We start from the raw sequence: 25,628 nt of genomic DNA, 5'->3' as shown, positions 1-25,628 counted from the left end.
GCATTTTTCTGCAAATTTCACGCCAGGACAATTTTCTTCCTTTTTGTTCTGTTACACAGACTCTTTGTCTATCTCCAATACAGCTTTATTCTTTATTTCAAGAACTCTGTCGGAATATTTTGCAATATTCCTGTTGTGTGTTGCAACAACAAATGCCTTATTTTTCTGTCTTACAAGTTCCCACATCTGTTCACGCACAACTGCACTGTTAACAGTATCAAGATTACCTGTAGGCTCATCCGCAAGAACAATTACAGGATCATTCACAAGTGCTCTTGCAAACGCAACTCTCTGCTTCTCCCCTCCTGAAAGTTCAGAAGGTTTATGCTTCATTCTCTCTTTTAGTCCGACTTCTACAAGAAGCTCTTCAGCTTTTTCATAGACCTCTTTCGAATCTATTCTTGCAATAAGCCCGGGCATTGCAACATTCTCAAGAGCACTAAACTCCGGAAGAAGATGATGAAACTGGAATATAAACCCGACTGTCCTGTTCCTGAAACTGTCAATTTCATTACCATTCATTGCGAAGACTTCTGTATCATTGAGAAAAAGTTCTCCCTGTTCAGGTTTATCAAGAGTGCCCAGTACATGCAGAAGCGTGCTTTTGCCGACTCCGGATTCTCCTATAACAGATACTATCTCCCCCTTGTATATTTCCAAATTAACACTTTCGAGCACTTTCAGCTCAAGGGACTCCGCCATAAAATAACTTTTTGATATATTTTTTGCAGAGAGTATGCTCTCGTTTTTCAAATTTCTACCCCTATTCATATCTTATAGCATCAACAGGCGCAAGCTGTGATGCCCTTCTGGCCGGATAAAGCGCTGCTGCAAGGCAGATTAATACTGCTGCAGAAGCAATTGAAATAAAATCCGTAAACTGCATTTTTACAGGCAGTACTGAAATTATGTATACATCACCGGGCAGGTGAAACAGTTCGTATTTCTGCTGAATCCAGCATAATCCGTATCCAATAATACTTCCTGTCAGGGTTCCTATCATACCTACAATCAAACCCTGATACAGAAAAATACGCGTTATACTTTTTGACGATGAACCCATAGATTTAAGAATGCCGATCTCCCTTGTTTTCTCCATAACAACCATTATAAGAGTGCTTATAATGTTGAAAGCAGCAACAAGTATTATAAGGCAGAGAATCAGAAACGCAGCATATTTTTCAAGCTGCATCCATGAAAACAGTGTTTTCCGCATCTCATACCAGGTCTGAGGATAATATGGAAATCCCAGGCGGTTCTCAATCTCTTTAACCACCTTGTCTGCACGGTACAGGTTATCAAGGTGTATTTCAATACCTGAAACCTTATCTCCCATCATAAATAGCTTTTGTGCCGATTTAAGTGATATATATACGAATGTGTTATCAAACTCGTACATTCCTGTCTCAAAAAAACCTGTAACAACGAACTGTTTAATCGGCGGTGCCTGAAACATTGAGCCCACGCCTTTAAGGCTGATTAGAATCACTCTGTCACCAATATCAACCATCAGCCTGTCAGCGATCCATCTTCCGATGATTATTCCCGGAAGTTTCTGCCCTTCTCTCGTTTCAGCCATATTAAGATTCATCTCGCCATATACAATATTTTTCGGAATCTCAGATACCTTCCCGAATGTCTCAGGATCAACTCCCCGGACCATAACCCCGTCACTGCCGTCGCCGCTCCGTAAAATTCCTTTATCATCTATATAGGGCGACATTCCATTTATATCGGAAATATCCGCTATTTTCTTCATGACAGAATCACTGTCAGCCATACCTTTAAAATGGAATGTACGAAGTTTTATGTGGCCGTCAAAACCCACTATACGGGATCTGACTTCCTGCTCAAATCCGTTCATCACAGAAAGTACAATTATAAGCGCGGCAACTCCAATCGTTACACCGAGTATAGTAATGTACGTTATGATATTGATGAAACCTCTTTTTCTTCTTGCTTTAAGGTAACGCCTTGCAACAAAAAATTCGTAGGCATTTTTCACTTTTACTCCTGCCCTTCTGTAGATTTAACATTCTCAGGCCTCATCTGAGGGAACAGAATCACATCACGGATAGAAGGCTCTCCGGAAAGGAGCATAACCAGCCTGTCAATACCAATACCCAGTCCTGCTGTCGGAGGCATACCGTACTCAAGTGCACGTATATAGTCGTCATCAATTACCATTGCTTCTTCGTCTCCTTCGGCCTTAAGTTTGCTTTGAGCTTCAAACCTTTCTCTCTGGTCAATGGGGTCATTAAGCTCACTGAACGAGTTACACAGTTCTTTACCAAGAACAAATGCTTCAAACCTTTCGGTCAGGCCTTCGAGAGATCTGTGTTTTTTTGCAAGAGGTGAAATTTCCAAAGGAAAATCTTTAATTATTGTCGGTTCAATAAGTTTCGGTTCTACAAACACAGAGAATATTTCATCATAAATTTTCCCTTTATCAGCACCTTTTTCAACTTCAACTTTTAATTTTTCTGCTATATTATAAATTTCTTCAATATCTTTTCCAAAAAGGTCATAACCGGTATACTCTTTTATTGCTCCAAAATAAGTCATCCGTTTCCATGGCGGTTTAAGATTTATCTTTGTGCCCTCCACTTCTACAACATCTCTTCCGAAAACTTTCGTGCTTATTTTAGACACCATATCTTCTACAAGATCCATCATGAATTCATAATCTTCATAAGCAACATAGAGTTCCATCATGGTAAATTCGGGATTATGATCTCTGTCCATGCCTTCGTTTCTAAAATCTTTGGAAATCTCGAAAACGCCCTCAAACCCGCCTACTATCAGACGCTTGAGATAGAGCTCATCTGCAATTCTCAGATAAAATGTCATATCAAGTGTATTATGATGAGTCACAAAAGGCCTTGCATTTGCGCCGCCGTATATAGGCTGAAGAACAGGTGTTTCAACTTCAAGATAACCTCTCTCTTCAAGATAATGCCTCATCTCTGATACAATTCTTGAACGTGCTTTAAAAACTTTTACCACATCGGAATTGACAATAAGGTCAACATAGCGCTGTCTGTATCTCAATTCTTTATCTGCAAAAGCATCGTATACTACTTTTTCATCACCTTTTATCTGCTCTTTTACAATTGGCAGGGGCCTCAATGTTTTTGCGAGAAGTTTAAGCTCTTTTACAAGAAGTGTTATCTCTCCTGTACGGGTTTTAAAAACCTGGCCTTTAACCCCTATAATATCTCCGAGGTCAAGATTTTTAAAAATTTTATATCCGTCTTCACCTACATTATCCTGCTTTACATAGATCTGCACTCTTCCAGATGCATCCATAATATGGGCAAAACTCGCCTTGCCCATTCTTCTTAATGACATTATCCTTCCTGCAGCAGATGCATCCATTCCTTCAGTATATTTAGAAACAATTTCTTCTGCTGTATGTGTACGGTTATAGGAATATTCATAGGGCAGAACTCCCTGTTCCCGAAGATTTTCTAATTTCTGCAGTCTCTGATTTCTGAGCAAACTGAGAGGATTCAATACTACTCTCCTTTCCTGATTCTTTTAACTGAACTGAAGCAGATATTCTCTGACAAATGCCTCAAGGTCTCCGTCCATTACCTGCTGAATATTTGAAGTTTCCACTCCTGTTCTGTGGTCTTTAACCATTGTATAAGGATGAAAAACATAAGACCGTATCTGGCTGCCCCAGGCAATATCCTTTTTGTTTTTCTCAATTTCCTTAAGTTTTTTATTCTCTTCTTCCAGCCGCTGCTGATAAAGCCTGGCTTTTAAAATCTTCATTGCATTTGCTTTATTCTGAAACTGGGAACGCTCATTCTGGCACTGCACCACGATATTTGTCGGCAGATGTGTAATCCGTACGGCAGAACTTGTTTTATTAACATGCTGTCCGCCTGCTCCGGATGCTCTGTAAGTATCAATTCTTAAATCAGCAGGTTTAATGTCAATCTCAATTTCATTGGCAACTTCCGGATAAACAAAAACAGATGCAAATGAAGTATGCCGTCTTTTATTGGCATCAAATGGGGAAATCCTCACAAGCCTGTGAACTCCGGCTTCTGCTTTTAGATATCCGAAACTGTTCTTTCCTGCAACTTCAAGAGTAGCGCTTTTAATGCCAGCTTCATCTCCAGTCTGCAAATCCATTATTGATACATTATAACCGCTTCTTTCACAAAAACGTATGTACATGCGGAAAAGCATTTCCGCCCAATCCTGAGATTCTGTACCGCCTGCTCCGGGATGAATTGTGATAATTGCATTATTTGAGTCATTGGGCCCGCTCAGCATCTGGCTTAGTTCAAGCCGCTCTATATTATCCTCAATCTGGTCAATCTCCTGTGCAACTTCGCTGAATGTATCATCATCTTTTTCATCTTTTGCAAGTTCCAGCAAAAGCATCATCTCATCATATTTATCATTCAGTTTATTCCAGCTGTCAGCCCACTCTTTCAGTTCATTTAACTCTTTTAATACATTCTGCGCATTTTCCTGCTTGTTCCAGAAATCAGCAACAGAGCTCTCTTGCTCTAATTCATTAATTCTCTTTATTTTATCATCTAAGTTAAAGATGCCCCCGAAGTTGATCAAGCCGCTCCTTAACAGGTTTCATCTTATTTAATAAATCATCGTACATTAAAACTCCTCAACAAATAAACAAAATGAAGCACTATTCCAGTTATTCAAATTCACGGTTAATATAATTTTTTTATAGTATCCGTACCAAAATAGTGTTTTAAAATCTCTCTATAATTATGCCCTTGTAAGGCCATTTCAACTGCGCCAGACTGGCACATACCTATCCCCTCTCCTTCGCCTGCACCTGTAAAAACAAAAGAACCCGGAATACCATTGGAGACTTGAACCCTCTCCACATAAAAGCATGTGCTTTCCAGTCCTGAACGGGAAAAAATTCTGCATATTTTGTTATAACCGCTCATAATAATATTTTTCCTGCTGCCTATAATCTCAATCACATACACATGTCCTGATTTGTTCCTCTTCACTGGAATTATATCATAAATAGTCCCTGTATCAAGCCCCGTAAAACGCCTGACTGACTTTTCTATATCACGCCTGTCAAGCGAAACTGACCAGCGGAAGGTATTACCTTCGTGATTCACCCTTACTTTTTCTCCCTGCTGATTGCCATTTTTACAAAAAACATCCGGTTCTGTACTTACCCAATCTAAAATATCTCTTTCATGCTCAAGGCCTGACACTTTACTTTGTGCATTTACAGTATCAAGTTCTCCCTTAAGTTTTGTATTGTGAATAAAAAGCTCTTTAAAAGTTCCGTCATTTGTAAAACCGCCGCAAACCGGTGTAAAAAAAGAATCACATAATTTTGATCCTGAATACAGTACTTCTCCTGCTGTTTCTTTTATGGCCTTGTCAGCTCTTTTATCCCATTGTCCGGCTCCTCCGAAAATTTGACAGTGCGGTTCACTGCAGAGATCAAAATAGTCCCTGTTATGGGCAATACCTATCATAGATATTGCATATCCTCTCGAAGCTACAGCCTGACTTTTCAATGCTTCTTCAGGTGCGTCCTGCCGCATCTCCATAGGGACAACCCCGCGAAGATACTTTTCCAGGCCTATTTCAGAAACTGCTATTAATTTACCGTTATTATCGTTTCTGAACACTACCGGATCGTGACATATCTTATCCATCCTGAAAGACCATTTATGGCCTTCTCCGACCTTTACACCCTTTAAAACAATTTCACCACTCTTATTTGCCTGAATAATTCTTATGGAATTTATAAATTTTGCCGAATGATGATATTCAATATCAAAAATTTCCATTACAGACCGCGCCTCGCGTATCTTCTCCATTACGATATCTGTGTTGAAATTATAGAGATATGCTCTCTGAAAATCCTTTGCTTCCTTTAAAGAATTAAATGTACCTGTTACAAGAAAATAATGTGTATTGTCAGTAATGACTTTATCATTCAAAGTAATCAAACCGCCCCTGATATCGATCTGGGTTTCTATATTTTTAATACGCAGCTCTTCCGATACTTTCTCAACCTGCTTTTTATTTTTGCTTTTATATACAAGAATTGAAAATACAAACGTAGCAGGCTCGTATGAAAACTTCTTTAGCCTCCATCCTGCGGATGAATCAACACTGTCGAGAATTACATTCCCGAAATCATCAATTGCGGAAAATTTGCCTGTTACATCGAAATCAATTGAATCTCCAAATTGAGCAACCTTTATTTTAACAACAGGCTCTTTTTGATATTTTTTAAATATTCTCTGTTCCATAGACCCTTGATAAATATTTATTTTCCTTGGATTACTGCCCCTTTTACTATAATCCGGATAATATAGTAAAATTTACGGTTAAAATCAAGGAGACACAAATGTGAAAATATGTAGATCGCACGTAGAGACACACGGCCGTACGTCTCTACGTGCGAACCGTCACCCATTCCATCAATTGTTTTTTTCAATACAATTATGGCATGGATATGATTGGGCATCATAACATATTCATCTCGTTGCGAATCTCAAACGATTCGTTCTGTTTCTATAATTTCCCCAAAATTAGATAATACCATCCCGGCATTCTGTGTAATTGTATGCGGTAGCTTAATGATATTATAAATTTTATAAATTAAATTCATAAATAAACTAAATATTAAAAGCATAAAAAAGGAGTGAATCCTCTCCGTAAGCCCAAAGTCTGTTATTTTTAAAATAAATTAATGATATATTATCTTCAGGGCCTGTTAAACGCTCAATCAATACTCCGTTTTTATTATAACCTAAAAATCTAAAATAGAATCATCGGATAAGTGACCCAAAGATATTATATTTAATAAGTTACGACACTTTCAAATATAAAAAAAAGGATCACCTATCCGATAAAGAAAAATAAACAAAAAAAATCAAAATTCAAAAGCAAAAAAATCAAACATTCATTCACTGGTACCATGTTAACACAATATGCAGGTTTGTCACCAATCATGAAGTATTTTAACAACATTGGATTAGGTCAAAACTCAATGATGTTTTCTCGACAGACATTTACAATTCTACCAAATTCACGGATGCACATGTTCTCATGTCTGTTATCCTGGCATCCCTTTCAGGGGTTAATCGTATTAAAGGAATCACACATTTTACAGGTGATCCATTAGTCATGGCAATATTAGGATCAAAAAAACAATTCAATAAAGATGTCATAAGCGTCCGATTAAAAAAATTGGGACAACGTGGCGCATATAAATTTGAATATACTTGCCTATAACCTCTCTGTGATGATGCGATATAAAGTCAAAAAGTTTTTCAAACAAGAGCATGCAACATTTCGAAATTGGTTCATACTTGTCCCTGCCAAACTAATCAAAACAGGTCGACAATATGAATTGAGGGTGTACAAACACTTTTACTTTAAACAGAGATGGAGGAGGTTTGACATTCAGCTACCATACAATTAAATCTCAATAAAAATACAAGAACGAGCGCTCCAACAGGACAAGTACGCATAGAACCTTATAAAACAACGTGTGGATGTATGAAATGACATTTTCCACTCTTTTTGATGGCAATATTTCAAAGAACAAATGACAATTATCGAAAATTGATAACGATGAGTAAGCTTTTTTCTGTATTAAATTTCATTTTAGATTTTTAGGTACAAAACGTATGATTTTCATTACTGCTGTTATTACACTTTTTTTCATGGCATTTGTCTCTCAGCTTAAAGTTTCAATGCAGTGGACAAATCTTCTTCCTGCAAAAGACCCTCAGACTATTGAATATAGCCGAATATTAAAAGAGTTCAAATCCGCCTCAAGCATTGTAATTGTAGTTCAGGGAACGTAAAAGCATTTGGAGATTATCTCGCTCCCAGGCTTCTTGCACTTAAAGATACAACAGGGAAACAAACATATTCTTTTGTAAAACGCGTTGATTATAAGACAGACACTAACTTTTTAAAACATCACGGCCTTATGCTCATAAAACAAAAAAGTTTAAAAAACTTTATGCCCATTTACACAAATCCCAATCTTCTGCCTCTGATCAGGCACATTAACGACTCAATGGAAAAAGAATACAGCGAAAATGAAGAGTCAATATCCTCAAGAGAAAAGGAAGATAATGCTGTTCATTTTCTTTATGGAATCAATGATTTAATTTCGGATTTGGAAAAAAATACTGCAGGGAAGCACATCTCCTCCGCACAAATAAAATCAACGGCTGATAATCTTATCATAGGCGATCCCTATTTTCTTTCCTATGATAAAAAAGCATTAATTTTGAATGTCATACCCAACTTTTCTGCACTTGATATTAAAAAAGTTGTTTCTGCAACTGACAATATTAAATCTCTTGTTGATTTATCTTTAAAGAAATTTCCGGGAGTTGATACAGGGCTTACAGGCACAATACCACTCGCAAGAGATGAAATGGTTTACGGGAAAAAAGCGCTAACTATACAACTGCTATTGCAGGTATTGCCGTTCTCATCATTCTGATGGTATCATTCAGAATGTGGCTTGCTCCTATCTATGCTGTTATAAATCTGTTCATCGGAATATTGTGGGCAATGGGGTTAACAAGCATTCTCATTGGAACACTCAACATCATGACACAGATGATGTCTGTCATTCTTGTGGGATTGGGAATTGATTTTGCAATACACATAATTTCAGGATTTACAGAATGGAGGCGGCAGGGTAAATCAATAAATGAAGCTCTTGAGATTACATTTAATAAAAACGGCAAGGGAATAATAACCGGAGGCATTACTACTGCTTTTGCCTTTCTTACAATGATGATAAGTTCTTCCCAGGGTATGAAGGAGATGGGGCTTGTAACCGGATTGGGCCTTATTGCCATGCTTGTTGAAACATTCCTGGTACTCCCGATTTTTCTGGTTATATCAGAGAGAAAAAAGGAGAAAAAAGGCGCTATTATTAAAGAACAGGACATAACTTTCAGAAGCCTCGGCGCTACAAGTATATTTTTAAGCAAAAAATATCTGTTTACTTTGATCGGAGCAGTAGCTGCAACTATTCTGCTCCTTCTTTCCGCCGGAAAGATAACTTTTGATCAGAACTATCTCCATATGGAGCCTAAGGGGCTTACGTCAATTGCACTTATGGATACTGTTATTGATAAATTCAATCTCACAATGGACTACGCTCTTGTACTTGCAGAAACACCTGAAAAATGTGAAGAGCTTGCTAAAAAATACAGAAACCTTCCAACAGTAGCTCTTGTCGAAGATATCTCGCAATATATTCCATCAAAAAAAGAACAGAAAAGCAGGTCTCCTTTAATTAAAAAAATAAAAGAGACTATTTTAAGTTCCACAGTGCATTTAAAATTAAATAAAGCAGAAATTGGAAGCCTGAGCCATGAAATCGAGAGGCTTAACTGGAACGTTCTGGAACTTCAGGATATGGCATACATTGGCGGACAGGATAAAGTTGATAAAGCATGTGCACTTCTTACCGGAAGCCCTGATGATTCTTCTTCTGTTAACAGGATTGCAAATCTCAGCAAGTTTATTTTAAAAAATCCTGATAAATCTGCAAGGAATCTTTCTTCATTCCAGCAGGTATTTGCCCACTATTTCAAGAAGACTGTGGCCAATATGGCATCTACTGATGAAATCACAATTAAAACCCTGCCGGTGCCGGATCAGATTATTGAACGTTACGCAAACAATGACACATCTCTGTTCCTTATTACAATTTATCCGGCTTCCAACATGTGGACAGATAGGGTATTTCTGGATAACTTTGTGAAAGATATAAAATCTATAAGCAAACGGGTTACAGGAATGCCTCCTATTTTTCAGACTCTGATGAAAGTAATAGGCAGAGACGGCCGTAATGCACTATACTTGACAGTATTTGTTGTTTTCCTTCTGCTGCTGCTTGATTTCCGCTCTGTAAGAGATGCCTTAATTGCAATGCTTCCTCTGACAGTAGGAATTATCTGGATGGTAGGCCTGATGCACCTTGCAGGTATGCAGTTTACAGTATTGAAGGCAAAGGTTCAATTCACACTGTATTTGCCAGCACAGGAAAGGCCATACTTCTCACGACTTTGACAACAATGATAGCATTCGGTTCCCTGTTTTTCTCAATCTGGCGCGGATTTGCTTCTTTGGGCAGTGCATTATTCATAGGTGTTTCCTCACAACTATGATAATTCTTTCGGGAGCAATAGGATTTTTTGACAGAAAAAAATGATTTAACATCTATATTAAAATAAAGCCCTGGCAGGGTTTGAAGCCCTGTCAGGGTTTTACAATTTTATGTGCGAACTACTTTTTAAAAATTCATATCCAGGCTGTCAAGCTTATCTTCATATCCGCCAAGGTCCATGCCCATGTTTTTTATTGCATTCAGGTCAATCCCTTTACCGCAGACATTAACAAGTGTAACCTTATCTCCGGCTTCGTAAGAAAGAATTAAAAGCCCGACAGGTTTTCCCGAATTCATTTTAACGCTGATGTTTGTAAATTCATCCTTGCTTTTAACTTTGACTATGGATTCCCATTTATCCTTTTCAACTTTTCGGATAATTTCCTGAAGCTGTTTTAACAATTTACCTGCTTCCGAATCATCTATCTCAAAAGATTTCACCCTTATTGACATAATTCCGGAAATCCCTTTTTTCATACTTGAATCCGAACTTGTACCGGAAAGTAATTTTAACAAACCGGGGCCGATAGAAATATCAGTAATTTCCGATGCCGATTTTGGAATCTTGATCTTTTCCAAATTAATGTATCCGGGCAATCTTGTTATATCAGTATCCTGAGCAAATAATCCGGTTACTATAAATATCACACTTAATAGTCCGGTTAAAAATACAGTCCTTTTCATTTTTTACCTCCGAAGAGTATTGGAACAGATTGTTCTAAACTCTTTTTTATCGTTTCAGGGAGACTCTTATAAAAAACTTCCTTCACAGCTTTTATTTCGCTTTTTCTCATTTTATTTCCTATAAATCCTAAACTCCACAACGCTTCTATTTTAGCCTTCTCAATATCTTTCTGTTTATACACAGGATATGGCCTGTCTGCAGGCATCTGATTTGAATAAGGCCTGACAATAAGAAAAATAATGGCTGTTGAAAAAGCGATTCCCACTACTGCACTTTTCCAGTTGAACAAAGTATGCAGATCAATTATTTTTTTTCTTTTTGGAACTCTTTCAACTTGAGCGAAATTATTTATTGTATCCAAAACCGTTTCAGGGCATTCTAATTCGGGAAGATTTGTAAAGAAATCAGTTATATCCTGATTTTGATAAACAAGTTTTCTGCAGTTCTCACAAACCTTAATATGCCTCTGAATTTCACGATTTTCTTTTCTTGTGGTTTCTCCGTCAAAAAAACGCTCAATGAGCCCTTCTATTTTAAGGCATCTGTCATTCATTGTACTGCCTCGCTCTTTCGGGAAATCTTTCTGTTAATACTTCCCTTAATATTTTTCTCCCCCTGTGCACAGTCACTTTTACTGTGTTTTCATTAACATCCAGCATTTCGGATATCTCATTATACTTCAAACCCTGGAAGTAGTGCATAAGCATCATGCTCTTGACATTGTCAGGCAATGTTTGAATTGCAGATAAAAGTATGCCCTTTGTCTCACGTCTCTCGTATGAATATTCCGGATTTTTATCTGTTCCTTCCATTTTATCCATTATTTCCCAATCTATTGTACGAAGTACCTTCTGCTGGCTTCTCGAATCCTTTTTCTGTCTTATTAAATCAATACAGTAATTATGGGTCACTCTCATCAGCCACGAAACTATTCTTTTACTTTCAACACTTTCCCTGTTATTCCAGAGTTTTATAAATACTTCCTGAGTTACGTCTTCTGCATCCTGGTGGTTGTGCAGAAAATAGAAGGCGTAACTGTAAACCTTGTTCTTATGGCTCTTTAAGATATTTTTATATGTTCTCTGTTTCATGGTCTCAATCTTAGAGACGAAATATTTTTAAAATAGTTACATTAAACTCGTAAAATATTTACATCATTTGTTATTGTATCCCACAATGCAATAGTTCTCTCTCCATTAATCCAGCCTCCGCACTCACCGGGATTAATTATCAGCGTTCTATCTCCTCTTATATCTACTTCATGAGTATGTCCGTAAATGATAGCGCTGAAATCACCGCTTTTTTCAAGGCTTTCAAGATAATCCGGCTCATGCATGATCGCAATTCTTTTTCCTTCAACCTCAATAATATGAGGTGAACGAAAAATCCTGTTTTTTAATGCTTTCTGAAGATTTAATTTATCTCCGTCATTGTTCCCGAATACACCGATAAAATCCATTTCGAGCTCGTTAAGAGGCAATGAAACAAAGGGAGAGATGAAATCTCCTGCATGTATTACAAGATCAGCTTCTATGTCATTAAAAAGGCTTACAGCCTTTTTTAATGCAGGGAGATTATCATGACTGTCCGAAATTATACCTATCTTCATGAACGAAACTCCTTTTGAATTTTGTTTTATTTTGCTCATTAAGATATTAATAATTAAAGCATATTTCAAGATATCTTTTAACTATATTATGTCAGTTGTCAATATTTAATTTGCGTAATTCGTGTAATTCGCTGATAAAAAACTAACGAAAACCCCCTCCTCCATTTCGGAGAAGGGGGCTGTAACTTCTTTATATGAAAATGAGGAAGGAGTTTACTTATAATCTGCCAAGATATCTCATGGCTTTTGGTGCGTATTCACTATCCGGATACTTACTGACAAGTTTCTGGAATCTTTCCCGTGCAGTGCTTTTATCACCAAGTTTTAGAGAGCAGAGGCCTGCCATTAAAAGCGCATCATCAAATTTGTATGACTTTCTGTACGACAAAACCGAATTAAATGCCTGAACCGCACTGCGATAATCACCCATAGCATTTAAGCTCTCGCCAATCCAGTACTGACAATTACTTGCAAGCCGGTTATCCGGATTTGAAGAAAGCAGGCTGCGCATCATTCGGATTGTCTCTTTGTAATTTCTATTATAGAAGTATTGCAAAGCCTGTTTATAATTGGATTTAAAACTGTTATCACTTACTCTGCCAGCTGAGCTTTGCTCAATACCTGCATATTGGCCTGCGACTTTGCCTGAAACCTGAGCAAGTGTGCGCTCATTTTCCGATACTTTACTTTTCAGGTTATCAACTTCTCTTCTGTTCCTGTCAATTTCAGCCTGAAGCTGCTCAACCCGTGCAATTAGTTCATTTGCATTTCTCGGCCTTGAATAATTTGATGTCTCTGCAGAACTATTGTAATTATCAGCAGATTTAGTTGTTGAGGTTCCTGCATTTACATCACTTCCGGATTGTTCGGATTCCCCGAAAAGAAGTGCAAGGGCATCATCTTCACTTTTATTACCAGATTTAACAGTTGATTTTTTCTTTCCTGAAGTATTGTCATCGGAATTCATTTTAAACAGATCGTCAATTGCAAGTTCATTATTGTCAACCGGATATTCTATCTCTTCGCCTTTGGCTTTCTTCGTTGATTTGCCGAGTGCATAACTTACGCCAGCTTTTGCCATCCAAAAGATAGGTTTTCCAACATTTCCCGATGTAGTGCTCATAAATGCATAAGCTATATCTCCACCTGCATTCAGGGATAACTGCTTATTCAATTTATAACTCATACCAAGCCCGCCAGTAAATGCTGGATCGTATCTCATATTTGTGGTTGTATTTGCGAGTTTATCTGTATAAACAGATTTGAATCCCATAATTCCGGCATTTACATATGGTGAAAATTTCCCTGACATTATATTATAACCGAACCGCAGTTCAGCCATTGGAAAGAGAGACACTTTTTCCTTATCAAATCTCATAATATTATCAGTTGCAGAAACATAACCTGCACCTACTGTAAAAAACATCCTTGGGTTCAGGTTGTACTTTGCATACAGGGAGAATCCAGGGCCTGCACCGGGGCCCGGAGCATTTCTTGTTGTCTGATCCTGGCGTGTTGCTATAAAGCTACCGCCTACTTCGTCAGGTAGAAGTTTACTTGTCTTCTCCTGCGCAAAAATATTTGCTGCCATGCTCAAAATCACGGCAAATATCGTAATACTAACTTTCCTCTGCATTTTATCCTCCGAACAAACTTTATATAAGACTGCATTGTTTCTTCATTTCGAGATGATATACAGCAAAATCTTTGCCAAACTTCATTTAAATATTATATGAAAGAGCTATGTTGTTTTTTATCAATATGTTACGACCATTGAAACATTGCTGTGTTTTATTTCAATCTGCATTAAGTGGCCGGTTTCAAACCGATATATGAAATGCATTTTAAAATCTTTTGTTTTGGGCTTTTTCTATTCACTTCACAAAATGTCTGTTTAAGAATGTGCAATTTTCGATCGTCGGAAAAGATTTTTTAGCCAGCCAGCGTTTTTTAGTCATTATTTTTAAAAAATTACGATACAAGAAGAAATAGGATAAGCTGCAATTAGGAATTTGATCAAAGTCAACTATTTTTTTCTAACTCTTTCTCGGAGGAACCTAATTTCTTGAAAAAGCAACTTCATTATATTAAACAATTTTCTCAGCGCTAAAAAACATCTAAAACATACATTACTGCACATTCTTTACAAAGGCATACACTTTACTCACAGCATCACCGTATCCGTCATCAAAGATACAGTAAATTTTATCATCCCTGACAAATTCAGGGAAAAGACTCATCCATACACGCTGTAAAAAAATTCCCTGTCTGTCAAAAATATCCACTCCTGAAAAATACTGATCATTGATTTCGTATGTTAAAACCCAGATACGATTTTCATTATCAATAATCATCTTCTTGATCCCGGGTTTATAAACAGGGAATTTATACTCTTTGATTATCCGCCTCTTTATTTTATCAGGAATCCCGCTGCCATAAGGCGGTCCGAAGAATCTGTCTGTCATAATAAACCTGTTTATCTATATCTGTGACCTTTAAGGGTTTGTAATCAGGCCTGTCAATTACTTTGACAAGTTCTCCGTTCTGATTATAAACAGATATCTGATATTGTGAAGTATCTGCAATGTAGAGCAAACCTTCAGAATCAACTGCCCATTTATTTTTAAGTTTTGAATATGGTTTGTAAAATGAAGTTAATGAACCTGAAAAAATCGGCACTTTGATTAAGGGCTTACATGTTTTCGTGTATAATTCCCGTGTAAATTTCAGATCTTCTGATACTTTACTAATTTTAATCACTCTGTTGTCTCTGATATTGACATCAGTTAACAAATAAATATTATTATTTCTTAAGAAGAATCCCATTAGAAAATTCTTTCTGAACGGTATCAACTCCTTTACAGTCAAACTTCCCCTTTTATTGAACCGTAGAAACGGATAACCGGAATAACCGTATTCACACACAAAAAGATTATCTTTTTCATCAACATCCCAAAACGACCAGTCACTGATTTTCTCCAGGCCATTCTCTTCATTTAAATCCGCAAGCAAACGGCCGGCCGGATCATATTTTTTAATTATGCTGTAATTTGAATTGTTTTTTTGATAAAACACATAAATGTTACCTTGGAAATCAGACAGAATCATTTGAGCACTAAGCGCGTGTCCGGAATTTTCATCAATTGTCAGAAAAGGCCTTTTATCAACTAATAATCTGTCGGAGTCATGATAGAGCCCCTGTTCCGGATTGTGGACAACTAGCACACTGTCTTTAAATCCAAAATTTCCATTCCAATTATCCGGCGCTTTAAACGAGTTATAACAATCAATGGCTTGTATAACCTTATGATTATCGGATCGAAAAGTTTTGGGATCCTTTTGTCTGCTGCAGGAAAAAATAATCAAAAACATTATAATATAATGGAGATTTCGCATATTTCCCCCATAATGGAAATTAAATTGAATAAACTATTTAAAAAGGTCTGAGTGTGATCCTGTACGCTCTAAGTATAAAGTTCCGGAAGATATTCGATAAATCAGAATCCAGTCTGTTTCTATGTGGCAGTCTCTGTGCCCATTCCACATACCTGATAATTGATGATCACGAAATTGCCGATCAAGCTTCCTGCCGCTGACAAGTTCCTCAATAATATATCTTAATTTATCAAGATCCCTATTCTGCTTCTTCATTCTCTTAAAATCTTTTTTGAACTGAGTAGTATAGACAATATTCAAATATCCAGCTCCTTAAACAACTCATTCACATCGGAAACCTGATGCAGCTCTTTTCCTGTTTCTGAATCACTCAGGGTCCTTGCAGTTAATCTGTTGGGAATACGTATATCAAAAGGGATACCTCTGTTTAAAGTAACCTGAGTAAGAAATAAAGAAATTGCTTCGGACATAGTAATGTTTAATTCTGAAAAAATATTTTGTGCTTTTTTCTTTATTTCCGGGTCAATGCGCGCCTGAATTACTGCTGTTCTTGCCATGATTACACCTTTATTATTTGTACTGACATTTAATATACATCCAATGTACAAAAATAAAGATAAAAAAACAAGTTTTTTTAAACAGTTTTACACTTTTAAATTTATTAACAAAGTCATTATTTTGGTTTACAAACACTTACAAATAAACATTTCTGTATAATTATTTCTCAGCGCTGTACTGTTACGAAACAGGAATAAAAGATATTCGGTATTTTCTGACCACAGGTACTTGATAAGGACTGCTTATTGTATAGACAAGACCCTCGGAATCTATGTAAATAATGACACCATGCTTTTCCATATCATCATCAAAATTCTGCAGTAAATGTCCATAGTCATCAAACAGACTGTAATGTATTTTCAAACCCTCGGGAACAGAACCCGGTTGAACTCTCTTTTTGTATTCCTCTTTGTATAAAATTCCCCTGTCAAGAATTGTCAATAAAATCCTGCCGTCAGGAAATAAGTTAACTGCTTTACTTTCAGATCTGGTGGCAATCATTTTTACAGGTACGGACAATGAAACCAATTCCGGCTGCGGGAAAAAATCCGCCTCACAATCAATAACAGATTCAAGATGTCCTTCAGTACTATATATTTCCATCTTATAAAGGCTCTCACATGCAAGCACCAGATTCTTTTTATTTCCGCAAATGAAACCCGATGAAAATTGTTTTCCGGACGGTGCTTCACCCATTGGATGGGGCTTTCCAAACGAATTGACAACTTCACCTTTAAAATTATACACAAATACCATTTTCTTGTATTGATCCTCAGTGGGAAGAAAAGGTAGAATTGCAAATGTCATGTATATTTTACCTGCATCACAAAACAGGCTGTACGGCCTGCCTTTTTTTACCTTGAAACTGTTTAAAAATTTACCGGACAAGCTGAAAGAATTAACATTTCTCTGCCTGTCAACAACAATCAAACGCTTGTTTCCTGCCAATGCCATCAAATAAGGGTTAATCAGCTCACCCTGCCCCATTCCCTTATGACCAATATTATAAAGAAACCTACCCTGCTTATCATAAACTTTAACTGCATGATCGCCGCGGTCACAAATGTAAATATTGCCATCCTCATCCGTCTGAATAGCAACCGGCATGTATAAAGCATGCTTATCATCTCCCTGTTCGTCCCCGATTGACAATATTTCTTCAAAGTTTAATTTCTTTTTATTTTTCCACAACCCGTCTTTTTTATTGTGAATAAACGCAGATGTCTGATTTTTATTTTTTGCCTTGTCATCACCGCCGGAATTACAATTCAGCAGCGGAAGACAGATAAACAGTAAAAGAATAACAACATTTAGGACAAACTGATTTTTTTTACTCCTGCTGAAATAAAACATAAAATCCTCCTGTGATTAATTCCTGCGATTCTCATTACTAAATTATTTTATTGTAAATCTGCCCGACAGCCGTAATAACACCTTACATATTTTATTCCCGGATCGGAACAGAAATAATAAATATTACTTTCGTATTTATTGAAGATACTACCCAAGTTACAAAAAGATATGTCTTCAATATGAAAATAAAATCATTATCTTAACCACTCACTATATTTTAATTCAAACTGAATTTGAAGTCAGGGATTTCTTAAACTTCTGATATTTTCAGCTAACATTAAAACAGCCTACTATGGCCAATGTTACCTCTTTTCCTTTGATGGTAAGTCCTGCACACCTGCAGATGTCTACCTTAAAACATTATGCATAAATAATATTGTTCATAATAACTAAAATTATACGATTTGTCAAGTATTTTTTTATTATTTATTCTTCACAAACATTTGAAACAAATAATAAATTCGTTTAATTAATACTGAGCTTACTATTCTCAGACAGGAGGGAACCGGCCTGAGTAAACAGGTTTAATATAATAATCAATGATCAACGGAATTTTTACATTATCTTTTTCCACAAAAATACAAATAATTTTCTTATATTACATAAAGATATCCGGGAATTTATTAAAAAGAAACAAAAACACATAAAGCAGAATAGGTGCATTCCCTGTTTACAATTCCCATGACACCAAAAGGAGGTATTAATTATGCAAAAGAAAAAATCACCCTGCACACCTAATGTAAAAACTGTTTTTATTCTGCTTATCATTTCCGTACTTCTTACTGCAAATTCTGCATTCCCGCAGAAAGCAGACTCTTTGGCAGTAAATTTAAAAAAGGAAATTACACGTTTTGTGGAATCAACAAGAAGCGCAAGAATTTACGATTTTCAGGTTAGCCCTGACAGAAAAATTATTGCGTTTACTGTTTCCGAGCCTGTTAAGGATTTCAAAACAAAAACCAATATCTGGCTTTATGATTTATCTTTAAAAAAAGCTGAAAGATTTACAGGTTCACATAAATCGGATAACCGGCCACGCTGGACACCTGACAGCAAAAAACTTATGTTTTTATCCAACCGTAATGATAAAAGACAGATTTACCGGATTTCATTAAACCGCGGAGAAGCAGAACCGCTGACAAAAAGCAAGACCAGCATCCGCTCATTTGAATTATCTTCTGACGGAAAGTACATTGCTTTTCTTACAGGTAAAAAGGAAGATAAGAAAAAGGATACTAAAGACGATGCTTTTGTTGAAGATTATGACGAAACTCCATCGGTTTTGAAACTTTTTGAAATCAAAACCAAAAAGACAACAGATTTAATTACAGGCAAATGGCGTATTTCAGAATACAGATGGATACCTGGAAAAGAAAAATTATTAATATCAGCGACTCAAAACATCTTTCCGGAACTTTTAACAAACAACATTTACATTCTGGATATTAAAACAAATAAAATGGAGCTGTTAATAACTCCGCCCAGGCCCTTTTCAAATATAAAAATATCTCCTGACACAAAAAAAATCGCCTTCCTCGGTGCAAGAAACAACGGCCTTGATGAATATGATATTTTTATTACGGGCTTTAAAAAATGCAACCCTGTAAATCTTACAATAAATAAAATTGACCATCAGGTTAATAATTTTGTCTGGATTGACAACAATCATATCCTTGCAAGCGTTCAAAACGGATTTACAAACTCTTTTTATAAAATTTCCGTAAAAGGTAAAGCCGAATTAATGGGCACTCCCCAAACAAATCCATCAAGGTCTTTCTGTTATTCAGGCGGCAAATTACTGTTTACAGGGAGTGATTTTACAGAAGCTTCCGAGATTTATATTTCCGAGGATTTTAAATCGTGCAAAAAAATAAGTAGTTTTAATGCTGCATGGGATACGCTAAATCTGATTGAACCTGAAATAATAAAATATAAAAGTTTTGACGGAAAAATGATAGAAGCGTCTATTTATAAACCTGTTGGATATAAACAGGAGGACTCTTACCCTGCTGTTATAAATGTACACGGAGGCCCGTCCGGGCGTTTTGCAAGAAGGCTTGATTCCTGGGCTCAGGTTCTGGCTAAAAAGGGTTTTGTTGTACTGTGCCCCAATATCCGGGGATCTTCAGGGTACGGGTACGATTTTATGGCGATAATTAAAAAAGACTGGGGCGGAATAGATTTTAAGGATGTTATTGCAGGAACTGACTATATTGTTTCTAAAGGCATTGCAGACAAAGAAAAGCTGGGTATCGGCGGATGGTCTTACGGCGGGTACATGAGTGCCTGGGCAGTAACACAGACAAACATGTTTAAAGCAGCAGTATCAGGAGCGCCTGTTATTGATCTTGCAGTTGAATACGGGTCAGAAACACCTGGTATTAATCCTTATGACACCTGGTATCTTGGCACTCCGTACGAGAATCTCGATGATTTTATCCGCATGTCTCCCATAACTTATGTTAAAAACGTTAAAACACCCACCTTGATTTTATGCGGAGAAAATGACGTTATTGACCCCATAGCCCAATGCAGCCAGTTTTACAGGGGGTTAAAGAGATACGGAGTTGAAACCCGTTTTGTAAGGTATCCGAGAGAAAATCACGGTTTCAGAGAAAAACAGCACAGGGTTGATGTTCTTTACCGTATGCTGATGTGGTTTGATAAATACTTAAATAAGGGGCCGACATTAATAGACGGCCCCTTTTGTCGGGGCGGAGAGATTTGAACTCTCGACCTCATGCTCCCGAAGCATGCGCGCTAACCGGGCTGCGCTACGCCCCGTTTCCTATAACACCGATAAAATTTATAACTCCCAAAGATGCAAGAGTAACAATAACCCCTGCAAGAAGAATTCCTGCAATAATGCACGGGATTGAATACTTAAGAGGAATCCCAAAAATAAATGCCGCTATTGCACCTGTCCACGCTCCTGTAACAGGAAGAGGAATACCCACAAATATTATGAGCCCAAGGGCTTCGTACTTTTCAATAACTCCGCTCTTTTTTCTTGTTCTTGCAAAAAGCCAGTTTAAAAAACTGTCCCCTATCTTAACCTTCCGTACAACCTTTGCAACAGGTTCAAGGAGCAGAAGAATCGGAATAACAGGTATAAAATTTCCTATTACTGCAAAAAGGTACGCACTCTGCCATGAAAGCCCTCCTCCTATGGGAGGAGCTGACAGTGCCCAGGGTATTGCTCCTCTTAATTCAAAAATCGGAAGAGTTGCAATCAATGCGGTAACAGCTTCTTTCGGAAGAGATTTAAAAATATGAACAAGGTTCTCAAGCATCATCTTTTTCCGATAATTCCAATAATCATTTTACAAAAACGCTTAGTATCTTTTAATCTGTTAATTTTACTGCCTGTCCCGTTATAAATTACAGGAACAGGACAAAAAGTAATATTCCTCTTCTGCCGTGCAGCTTTAATCAGAAGTTCACTCTCAAGTTCAAAATTACTGCTTGTAAGAGAAAGAGCATCAAGGCTTTTCAGCCTGATCATTCTGTATCCGCACTGGCTGTCAGGAATCCATTTTCCGCAGACAAGAGATACGACAAGAGAGCTTAGCCTGTTTGACAAAATCCGATCAATCGGCATATTTGATAATCCGAATGATCTTGTTCCCAAAACAATATCCGAATTGTTATGCTCCATAATCCTGATAAATTCTGGAATTTTATCAGGGTCATGCTGCCCGTCACTGTCAATAGTGATAACCGCATCCACCCCTGTTTTCCCTGCCGCACTGAAACCGGTTTTAAGAGCTTCTCCTTTACCGAGATTTGTATTGTGACGAATACATTTTACATTTAATTCATCAGCAATTTCCGATGTTCTGTCTGCAGATCCGTCATCTATTACAAAAATATTATCCGGCTTTACGTACTTAAAAATTTTTAAAAGAACGTTCTTTATATTTGACTCGGCATTATATGCCGGAATAACAATTCCAACTTCCATAAACTGTTCCACTCTCTGATAGGTGGAATGATTTAATGCAGACAGATATTATAAAAATTCTCATAGTAAAATGCAAGTTAATTTTACAATATCTGTGTACTTTATATAACACGTTTTCCCTCCTGCTAAATTTGCAGTACTTATTTAAAAATAAATTCAATAATTCTGCCCTGCATTATAAAAATCTCCTAACAGCAGACAAATTTTTTATTTCCTGCGATAAATTTTCACCATCTTTGATAATTGAGCAACAATGGTATTTTCTAACTGCCCCTCTTTCAGCTTCCATCTCCAATTACCTCTATTTATTGCAGGAATATTCATCCTGCTTTTTTCATCAAGTGAAAGAATATCCTGCACCGGAATAATGCAGATATTTGCTTTTGAATCCATTACAAGTTTTATCATAATATCTGCTACATTTTTCTTTGTAACTTTTTGCCCTGCATATTCAGAAACTCTTCTGCGCTGCTTTTTATCAGTCTCTTTTTTAAACCAGCCCTTAACAGTGTTATTATCGTGAGTTCCTGTATAGAATAAACAGTTTGTAATCACATTATCCGGTAAATGCTCACTCTTCGGAAAATTCTTTCCGAAAGCGAATTGTATAACACGCATACCCGGAAAATTAAAAATATCAATTATTTCTACGACATCAGGAGTTATAGATCCTAAATCCTCTGCAATTATCTTTAGCCCGGGCAATTCAGCGGTCAGAGTACGAAAAAAATCTTTTGCCGGAGCCTTAACCCATGTTCCGTTCTTTGCCGTATCTTCCTTAGCATCAACTTCCCAAAAGGCAATAAATCCTCTAAAATGGTCAATCCTGAATATATCAAATATATTTTCATTGTGGCGTACCCTGTCAATCCACCACTTGTACCTGTTTTTTTTCATGATATCCCATCTGTAAACAGGATTACTCCATAACTGGCCGGTTTTACTGAAATAATCAGGCGGTACGCCTGCAACTTTAATCGGATTTTTATTTTCGTCAAGTTTAAAAAGCTCGGAATTCGTCCACACGTCTGAACTGTCAAGTGTCACATAAATCGGGATATCTCCGATTATCTCTACTCCATTATCATTACAGTATTTCTTTAACTGGTTCCACTGCTTATAAAAAATATATTGGAGGAACTTTACTTTCATGATTCCTGATCCGAGTTCATTACGCATTTTTGACAAAATCTCTTTGTTGCGGTTTTTTAAAGGATCAGGCCATTCAATCCACGACTTGCCCTTAAAATGTTCTTTTAAAGCAGTAAAAAGAGCAAAATCTTCCAACCATGACTGATTTTTAATGCAGAATTCTTCAAACTCTGTTTCATTTTTTAATAAAGAAAATTTCGAAAATGCTTTCTCAAAAACCCCCTGCTTCCAGGATGTGACTTTTTTATAATCAATTCTGTTTTTATCAATATTGATATTAATATCATCAGAATCAACAAGCCCGTCGTGCACCAAAAACTCAGGGCTAATTAAAAGAGTGTTAAATGCAAATGCCGAAACACTGCGGTATGGTGAATTATCGTGATAAAGGTCAGTTGGATTTAAAGGTAAAATCTGCCAAAAATGCTGGCCTGCCTCTTTTAAGAAATCCACAAATTTATATGCCGAAGGGCCCAAATCTCCTATGCCGAACTTAGACGGCAGAGAGGTTATATGAAGGAGAAGGCCGCTTTTTCTGTTTTCCATAAACTCCTCAATTTATTAAACTTCAGCTTCTACTTTGACTTCCTTTGAGAGATGCCTGAACCACATAAAATAGAGACTGGCTGAAAGGGCAATTAATACAGCAAGAAGTTCAAAAAAGTACACCCACTGTCTCATAATAAGCGTTATCCACATAAGAAACATTACAAGCTGCCACGGAACTGCAAGCCATATTGCACGTTTATCTCTGCGGTTTTCAGTATCAATTTTCGCAAGCAAAGATTCGGGAAATCTTTTACGAACACTTCTCCAAAACCCAAACGGACGGGTCGTTTTATAGAATTCAAAAAGTACATCGTCATCTGTCGGCCTGGTAGCGTATGTTCCTATAAGCATGGCAGCAAAGGAGATACTGCTGGCAAAAGCAAACGAAACATACTCAGGCACATGAGGAAACATAATTCTCTGGATAATTGCAGCTATCATTCCTGCAGCAGTTCCTATTGCAAACCCATATCCGTTAAGCCTCCACCAGTACCAGCGAACAAGAGTCGGGATGATCATTCCTGCCCCGATGCTCATTGTTATCCATCCCCAAATTTCATTAATATTTTTAATGAACAGGCTGAATATAAGTCCGAAAATTACAATTATAACTGATGCCCACCTGCTGTGAAGCATTAATTTCTTTTCAGATGCTTTCGGGTTTAAATATGCCTGATAAATATCCTTGACCCAGTACGATGCCCCCGCATTAACCGTAGAGTCAAAAGTCGACATTGCTGCTGCAATCAACCCTGCAACGAGAAATCCTTTTACTCCGGCAGGAACCAGTTTATTTATAACAATAGGCAACACTGTTTCGGGGTCGTTAATCACTCCGTTGGTTGTGCCGAAAACAACACCCATAACAGCAATTGAAGCAATAAACGGCCATCTGAATGAGAGCAGGAATGTCCAGAACAGAGAGAGCAGCCCGGCCTCTCTGTCGCTCTTAGATGCAAAATACCTCTGAATCATGTATCCAGAGGTTCCTCCACTTCCCTCAATAGTTACTTTTATCAAATAGAAAAGAATTGCAATTCCGAACAGATTGTAAATTGAATAAACAGAATCAGCAGGAAAATGCAGCTGAAATGACGGTATAATGCTTGTCCACACCTCTCTCGTTGTTGACAGCGCCTGAAAAGTACCGTCTTTCATGGGTATTGAGATAAAAAATTTCTCCGGGACTCTAAAATTTGTAAAAGTTGTAACACATATATAGAATATTGTTCCGAAAATCAGCGCCCCCTGGAAAACATCTGTCCAGACAACTCCATACAATCCGCTGGCAACAGTATAAATCATGGCAAGAAATATCATCATAAAAGCAGCAAGAAATTGTGCCCTAATAAAAATCGAATAACAGGCCGAATTCTGAAACTGCTGCTCAAAATTCAGGAATTGAGCTGACAAGTCATTAAAATGCAGAGATAAATCTCCGTCAGGCTCTTTATTTATTATTTGAGTAAATTTATCTGACCGCCGGATTGATTTTATTAAATTAGACTGATCTTTTAATTTCAGGGATAATCGCGATAATTTTGTAATATTATTCGGGTGTTCTTTTATAGATAAAAACCCGGATTCAATGTTTTGCATTCCCCGTTCCATCGATTTTGCCATAGGCAGTTCCATAGATGCCTGAGTAACATCAGACAGAAAAATATCCGTCCTGTTTTTCACAATCTCGATTGAACTTTCAAGAGATTTTACCTCTTCCTGAGTAAGAGGATCTTCTATTCTGCCTATATCAGGTATGCCGAGGAATGTACTGATAAATTTACCTGAGCCTACTGCAAAATAGGTCACCATTGCAATAGTTACTATAATTATAGAGATAGCGGAAACCAGCCTTGCGACATCCCCTTCCCTTTTGGGCCCGAATCTGAACCGCATCCACTCTGCCATAGTCATGACTCTTGCTCTGCGGTTCCATTTGCCCATAAATATCATAAGAAATGCCATTATAAGAGTGACACCGCCTCTGATCTCAATAAACATTCCTGTTGCGCCGAGTGCAAAAATCCATGCAGTATTTATCATGGTTCCGCTCACATCAAGATTGGAAGCCATGCCTGATGCTCCCAAAGCCCACCAGGGCAGATGCCTGTTGCCGAGGAAATATGAATCAATACCAGCCGATGCTTTTCGCTGAACTATTATGCCGACAAAAATAATTGCA

20 protein-coding genes, 1 tRNA gene and 1 pseudogene are annotated in these 25,628 nt (G+C 37.2%); 2 read left to right on the top strand and 20 right to left on the bottom strand.

What is annotated here, in order from left to right; all coding sequences use genetic code 11:
- Window positions 1–51: 51 nt before the first annotated feature.
- The 5 genes from J7K93_11655 to J7K93_11635 form a co-directional block, all read right to left on the bottom strand.
- Entirely contained in the window at window positions 52–702 is a 651-nt protein-coding gene (locus J7K93_11655) for an ABC transporter ATP-binding protein (GenBank protein MCD6117663.1), read from the bottom strand.
- Window positions 703–763: 61 nt separating this feature from the next.
- On the bottom strand, window positions 764–2,005 hold the full coding sequence (locus J7K93_11650) for a lipoprotein-releasing ABC transporter permease subunit (protein MCD6117662.1): 1,242 nt from the start codon (window positions 2,003–2,005) through the stop codon (window positions 764–766).
- A 2-nt stretch (window positions 2,006–2,007) separates the two neighbouring features.
- Window positions 2,008–3,516, bottom strand: coding sequence for a lysine--tRNA ligase (gene lysS / locus J7K93_11645; protein MCD6117661.1), 1,509 nt, complete (start codon window positions 3,514–3,516; stop codon window positions 2,008–2,010).
- 24 nt (window positions 3,517–3,540) lie between these two features.
- Window positions 3,541–4,605 (bottom strand): peptide chain release factor 2, encoded by a 1,065-nt coding sequence (prfB, locus tag J7K93_11640; protein ID MCD6117660.1) that lies wholly within the window; start codon window positions 4,603–4,605, stop codon window positions 3,541–3,543.
- 89 nt (window positions 4,606–4,694) lie between these two features.
- Entirely contained in the window at window positions 4,695–6,278 is a 1,584-nt protein-coding gene (locus J7K93_11635; protein MCD6117659.1) for a SpoIID/LytB domain-containing protein, read from the bottom strand.
- Between the two features lie 1,386 nt (window positions 6,279–7,664).
- Here J7K93_11635 and J7K93_11630 point away from each other — a divergent pair.
- Window positions 7,665–10,225, top strand: a pseudogene (locus tag J7K93_11630) (MMPL family transporter).
- A gap of 81 nt (window positions 10,226–10,306) precedes the next feature.
- Here the strand turns inward: J7K93_11630 and J7K93_11625 are convergent.
- From J7K93_11625 to J7K93_11580, 10 genes are all read right to left on the bottom strand, one after another.
- Complete coding sequence (locus J7K93_11625; protein ID MCD6117658.1) at window positions 10,307–10,864, bottom strand: DUF4252 domain-containing protein; 558 nt, start codon at window positions 10,862–10,864, stop codon at window positions 10,307–10,309.
- Complete coding sequence (locus J7K93_11620; protein ID MCD6117657.1) at window positions 10,861–11,418, bottom strand: zf-HC2 domain-containing protein; 558 nt, start codon at window positions 11,416–11,418, stop codon at window positions 10,861–10,863. The genes J7K93_11625 and J7K93_11620 overlap by 4 nt, the downstream gene beginning before the upstream one ends.
- Window positions 11,411–11,956, bottom strand: coding sequence for an RNA polymerase sigma factor (locus J7K93_11615; protein ID MCD6117656.1), 546 nt, complete (start codon window positions 11,954–11,956; stop codon window positions 11,411–11,413). Before J7K93_11615 ends, J7K93_11620 begins: the two co-directional genes overlap by 8 nt.
- Before the next feature lie 41 nt (window positions 11,957–11,997).
- Complete coding sequence (locus J7K93_11610) at window positions 11,998–12,474, bottom strand: metallophosphoesterase (GenBank protein ID MCD6117655.1); 477 nt, start codon at window positions 12,472–12,474, stop codon at window positions 11,998–12,000.
- A gap of 217 nt (window positions 12,475–12,691) precedes the next feature.
- Entirely contained in the window at window positions 12,692–14,110 is a 1,419-nt protein-coding gene (locus J7K93_11605) for a tetratricopeptide repeat protein (GenBank protein MCD6117654.1), read from the bottom strand.
- Window positions 14,111–14,603: 493 nt separating this feature from the next.
- On the bottom strand, window positions 14,604–14,939 hold the full coding sequence (locus J7K93_11600) for a hypothetical protein (protein ID MCD6117653.1): 336 nt from the start codon (window positions 14,937–14,939) through the stop codon (window positions 14,604–14,606).
- Window positions 14,893–15,870 (bottom strand): hypothetical protein, encoded by a 978-nt coding sequence (locus J7K93_11595; GenBank protein MCD6117652.1) that lies wholly within the window; start codon window positions 15,868–15,870, stop codon window positions 14,893–14,895. Before J7K93_11595 ends, J7K93_11600 begins: the two co-directional genes overlap by 47 nt.
- A 33-nt stretch (window positions 15,871–15,903) precedes the next feature.
- Window positions 15,904–16,164, bottom strand: coding sequence for a type II toxin-antitoxin system YafQ family toxin (locus tag J7K93_11590; protein ID MCD6117651.1), 261 nt, complete (start codon window positions 16,162–16,164; stop codon window positions 15,904–15,906).
- Window positions 16,165–16,166: 2 nt separating this feature from the next.
- A complete protein-coding gene (locus J7K93_11585; GenBank protein MCD6117650.1) occupies window positions 16,167–16,427 on the bottom strand; it encodes a type II toxin-antitoxin system RelB/DinJ family antitoxin in 261 nt (86 codons plus the stop codon).
- A 181-nt stretch (window positions 16,428–16,608) separates the two neighbouring features.
- Window positions 16,609–17,781, bottom strand: a complete 1,173-nt coding sequence (locus J7K93_11580; protein ID MCD6117649.1) for a 6-bladed beta-propeller — start codon at window positions 17,779–17,781, stop codon at window positions 16,609–16,611.
- 706 nt (window positions 17,782–18,487) lie between these two features.
- On the opposite strand from J7K93_11580, the gene J7K93_11575 reads away from it, so the two are divergent.
- Window positions 18,488–20,509 carry a S9 family peptidase gene (locus J7K93_11575; GenBank protein ID MCD6117648.1) on the top strand — a complete coding sequence of 674 codons (2,022 nt, stop codon included), beginning with the start codon at window positions 18,488–18,490 and terminating at the stop codon, window positions 20,507–20,509.
- Here J7K93_11575 and J7K93_11570 read toward each other — a convergent pair.
- From J7K93_11570 to J7K93_11550, 5 genes are all read right to left on the bottom strand, one after another.
- Window positions 20,491–20,565, bottom strand: a tRNA-Pro gene (locus tag J7K93_11570). The two genes, J7K93_11575 and J7K93_11570, sit on opposite strands and share 19 nt — an antisense overlap.
- Entirely contained in the window at window positions 20,556–21,077 is a 522-nt protein-coding gene (locus tag J7K93_11565; protein MCD6117647.1) for a small multi-drug export protein, read from the bottom strand. Before J7K93_11565 ends, J7K93_11570 begins: the two co-directional genes overlap by 10 nt.
- Window positions 21,074–21,745: a glycosyltransferase family 2 protein gene (locus J7K93_11560; protein MCD6117646.1), complete on the bottom strand. Its 672-nt coding sequence runs from the start codon at window positions 21,743–21,745 to the stop codon at window positions 21,074–21,076. Before J7K93_11560 ends, J7K93_11565 begins: the two co-directional genes overlap by 4 nt.
- 207 nt (window positions 21,746–21,952) lie before the next feature.
- Window positions 21,953–23,443, bottom strand: coding sequence for a 4-alpha-glucanotransferase (gene malQ / locus J7K93_11555; GenBank protein MCD6117645.1), 1,491 nt, complete (start codon window positions 23,441–23,443; stop codon window positions 21,953–21,955).
- Window positions 23,444–23,458: 15 nt separating this feature from the next.
- Window positions 23,459–25,258 carry a sodium:solute symporter gene (locus J7K93_11550; GenBank protein ID MCD6117644.1) on the bottom strand — a complete coding sequence of 600 codons (1,800 nt, stop codon included), beginning with the start codon at window positions 25,256–25,258 and terminating at the stop codon, window positions 23,459–23,461.
- Between the last annotated feature and the right edge of the window lie 370 nt (window positions 25,259–25,628).

The organism is bacterium, assembly GCA_021158245.1.
GTDB lineage: Bacteria > Zhuqueibacterota > QNDG01 > QNDG01 > QNDG01 > QNDG01.
The sequence above is the reverse complement of the archived record's forward strand: the minus strand, read 5'-3'. Positions and strand labels throughout refer to the sequence as shown.

Coding starts and splice junctions, on each gene's coding strand:
- J7K93_11560 (MCD6117646.1), bottom strand. CDS start 21,745: ATGGAAGTTGGAATTGTTATTCCGGCATATAATGCCGAGTCAAATATA.
- J7K93_11605 (MCD6117654.1), bottom strand. CDS start 14,110: ATGCAGAGGAAAGTTAGTATTACGATATTTGCCGTGATTTTGAGCATG.
- J7K93_11580 (MCD6117649.1), bottom strand. CDS start 17,781: ATGTTTTATTTCAGCAGGAGTAAAAAAAATCAGTTTGTCCTAAATGTT.
- J7K93_11655 (MCD6117663.1), bottom strand. CDS start 702: ATGGCGGAGTCCCTTGAGCTGAAAGTGCTCGAAAGTGTTAATTTGGAA.
- J7K93_11620 (MCD6117657.1), bottom strand. CDS start 11,418: ATGAATGACAGATGCCTTAAAATAGAAGGGCTCATTGAGCGTTTTTTT.
- J7K93_11625 (MCD6117658.1), bottom strand. CDS start 10,864: ATGAAAAGGACTGTATTTTTAACCGGACTATTAAGTGTGATATTTATA.
- malQ (MCD6117645.1), bottom strand. CDS start 23,443: ATGGAAAACAGAAAAAGCGGCCTTCTCCTTCATATAACCTCTCTGCCG.
- J7K93_11585 (MCD6117650.1), bottom strand. CDS start 16,427: ATGGCAAGAACAGCAGTAATTCAGGCGCGCATTGACCCGGAAATAAAG.
- J7K93_11615 (MCD6117656.1), bottom strand. CDS start 11,956: ATGAAACAGAGAACATATAAAAATATCTTAAAGAGCCATAAGAACAAG.
- J7K93_11635 (MCD6117659.1), bottom strand. CDS start 6,278: ATGGAACAGAGAATATTTAAAAAATATCAAAAAGAGCCTGTTGTTAAA.
- J7K93_11565 (MCD6117647.1), bottom strand. CDS start 21,077: ATGATGCTTGAGAACCTTGTTCATATTTTTAAATCTCTTCCGAAAGAA.
- J7K93_11575 (MCD6117648.1), top strand. CDS start 18,488: ATGCAAAAGAAAAAATCACCCTGCACACCTAATGTAAAAACTGTTTTT.
- J7K93_11595 (MCD6117652.1), bottom strand. CDS start 15,870: ATGCGAAATCTCCATTATATTATAATGTTTTTGATTATTTTTTCCTGC.
- J7K93_11610 (MCD6117655.1), bottom strand. CDS start 12,474: ATGAAGATAGGTATAATTTCGGACAGTCATGATAATCTCCCTGCATTA.
- J7K93_11600 (MCD6117653.1), bottom strand. CDS start 14,939: ATGACAGACAGATTCTTCGGACCGCCTTATGGCAGCGGGATTCCTGAT.
- J7K93_11550 (MCD6117644.1), bottom strand. CDS start 25,258: ATGGTGACCTATTTTGCAGTAGGCTCAGGTAAATTTATCAGTACATTC.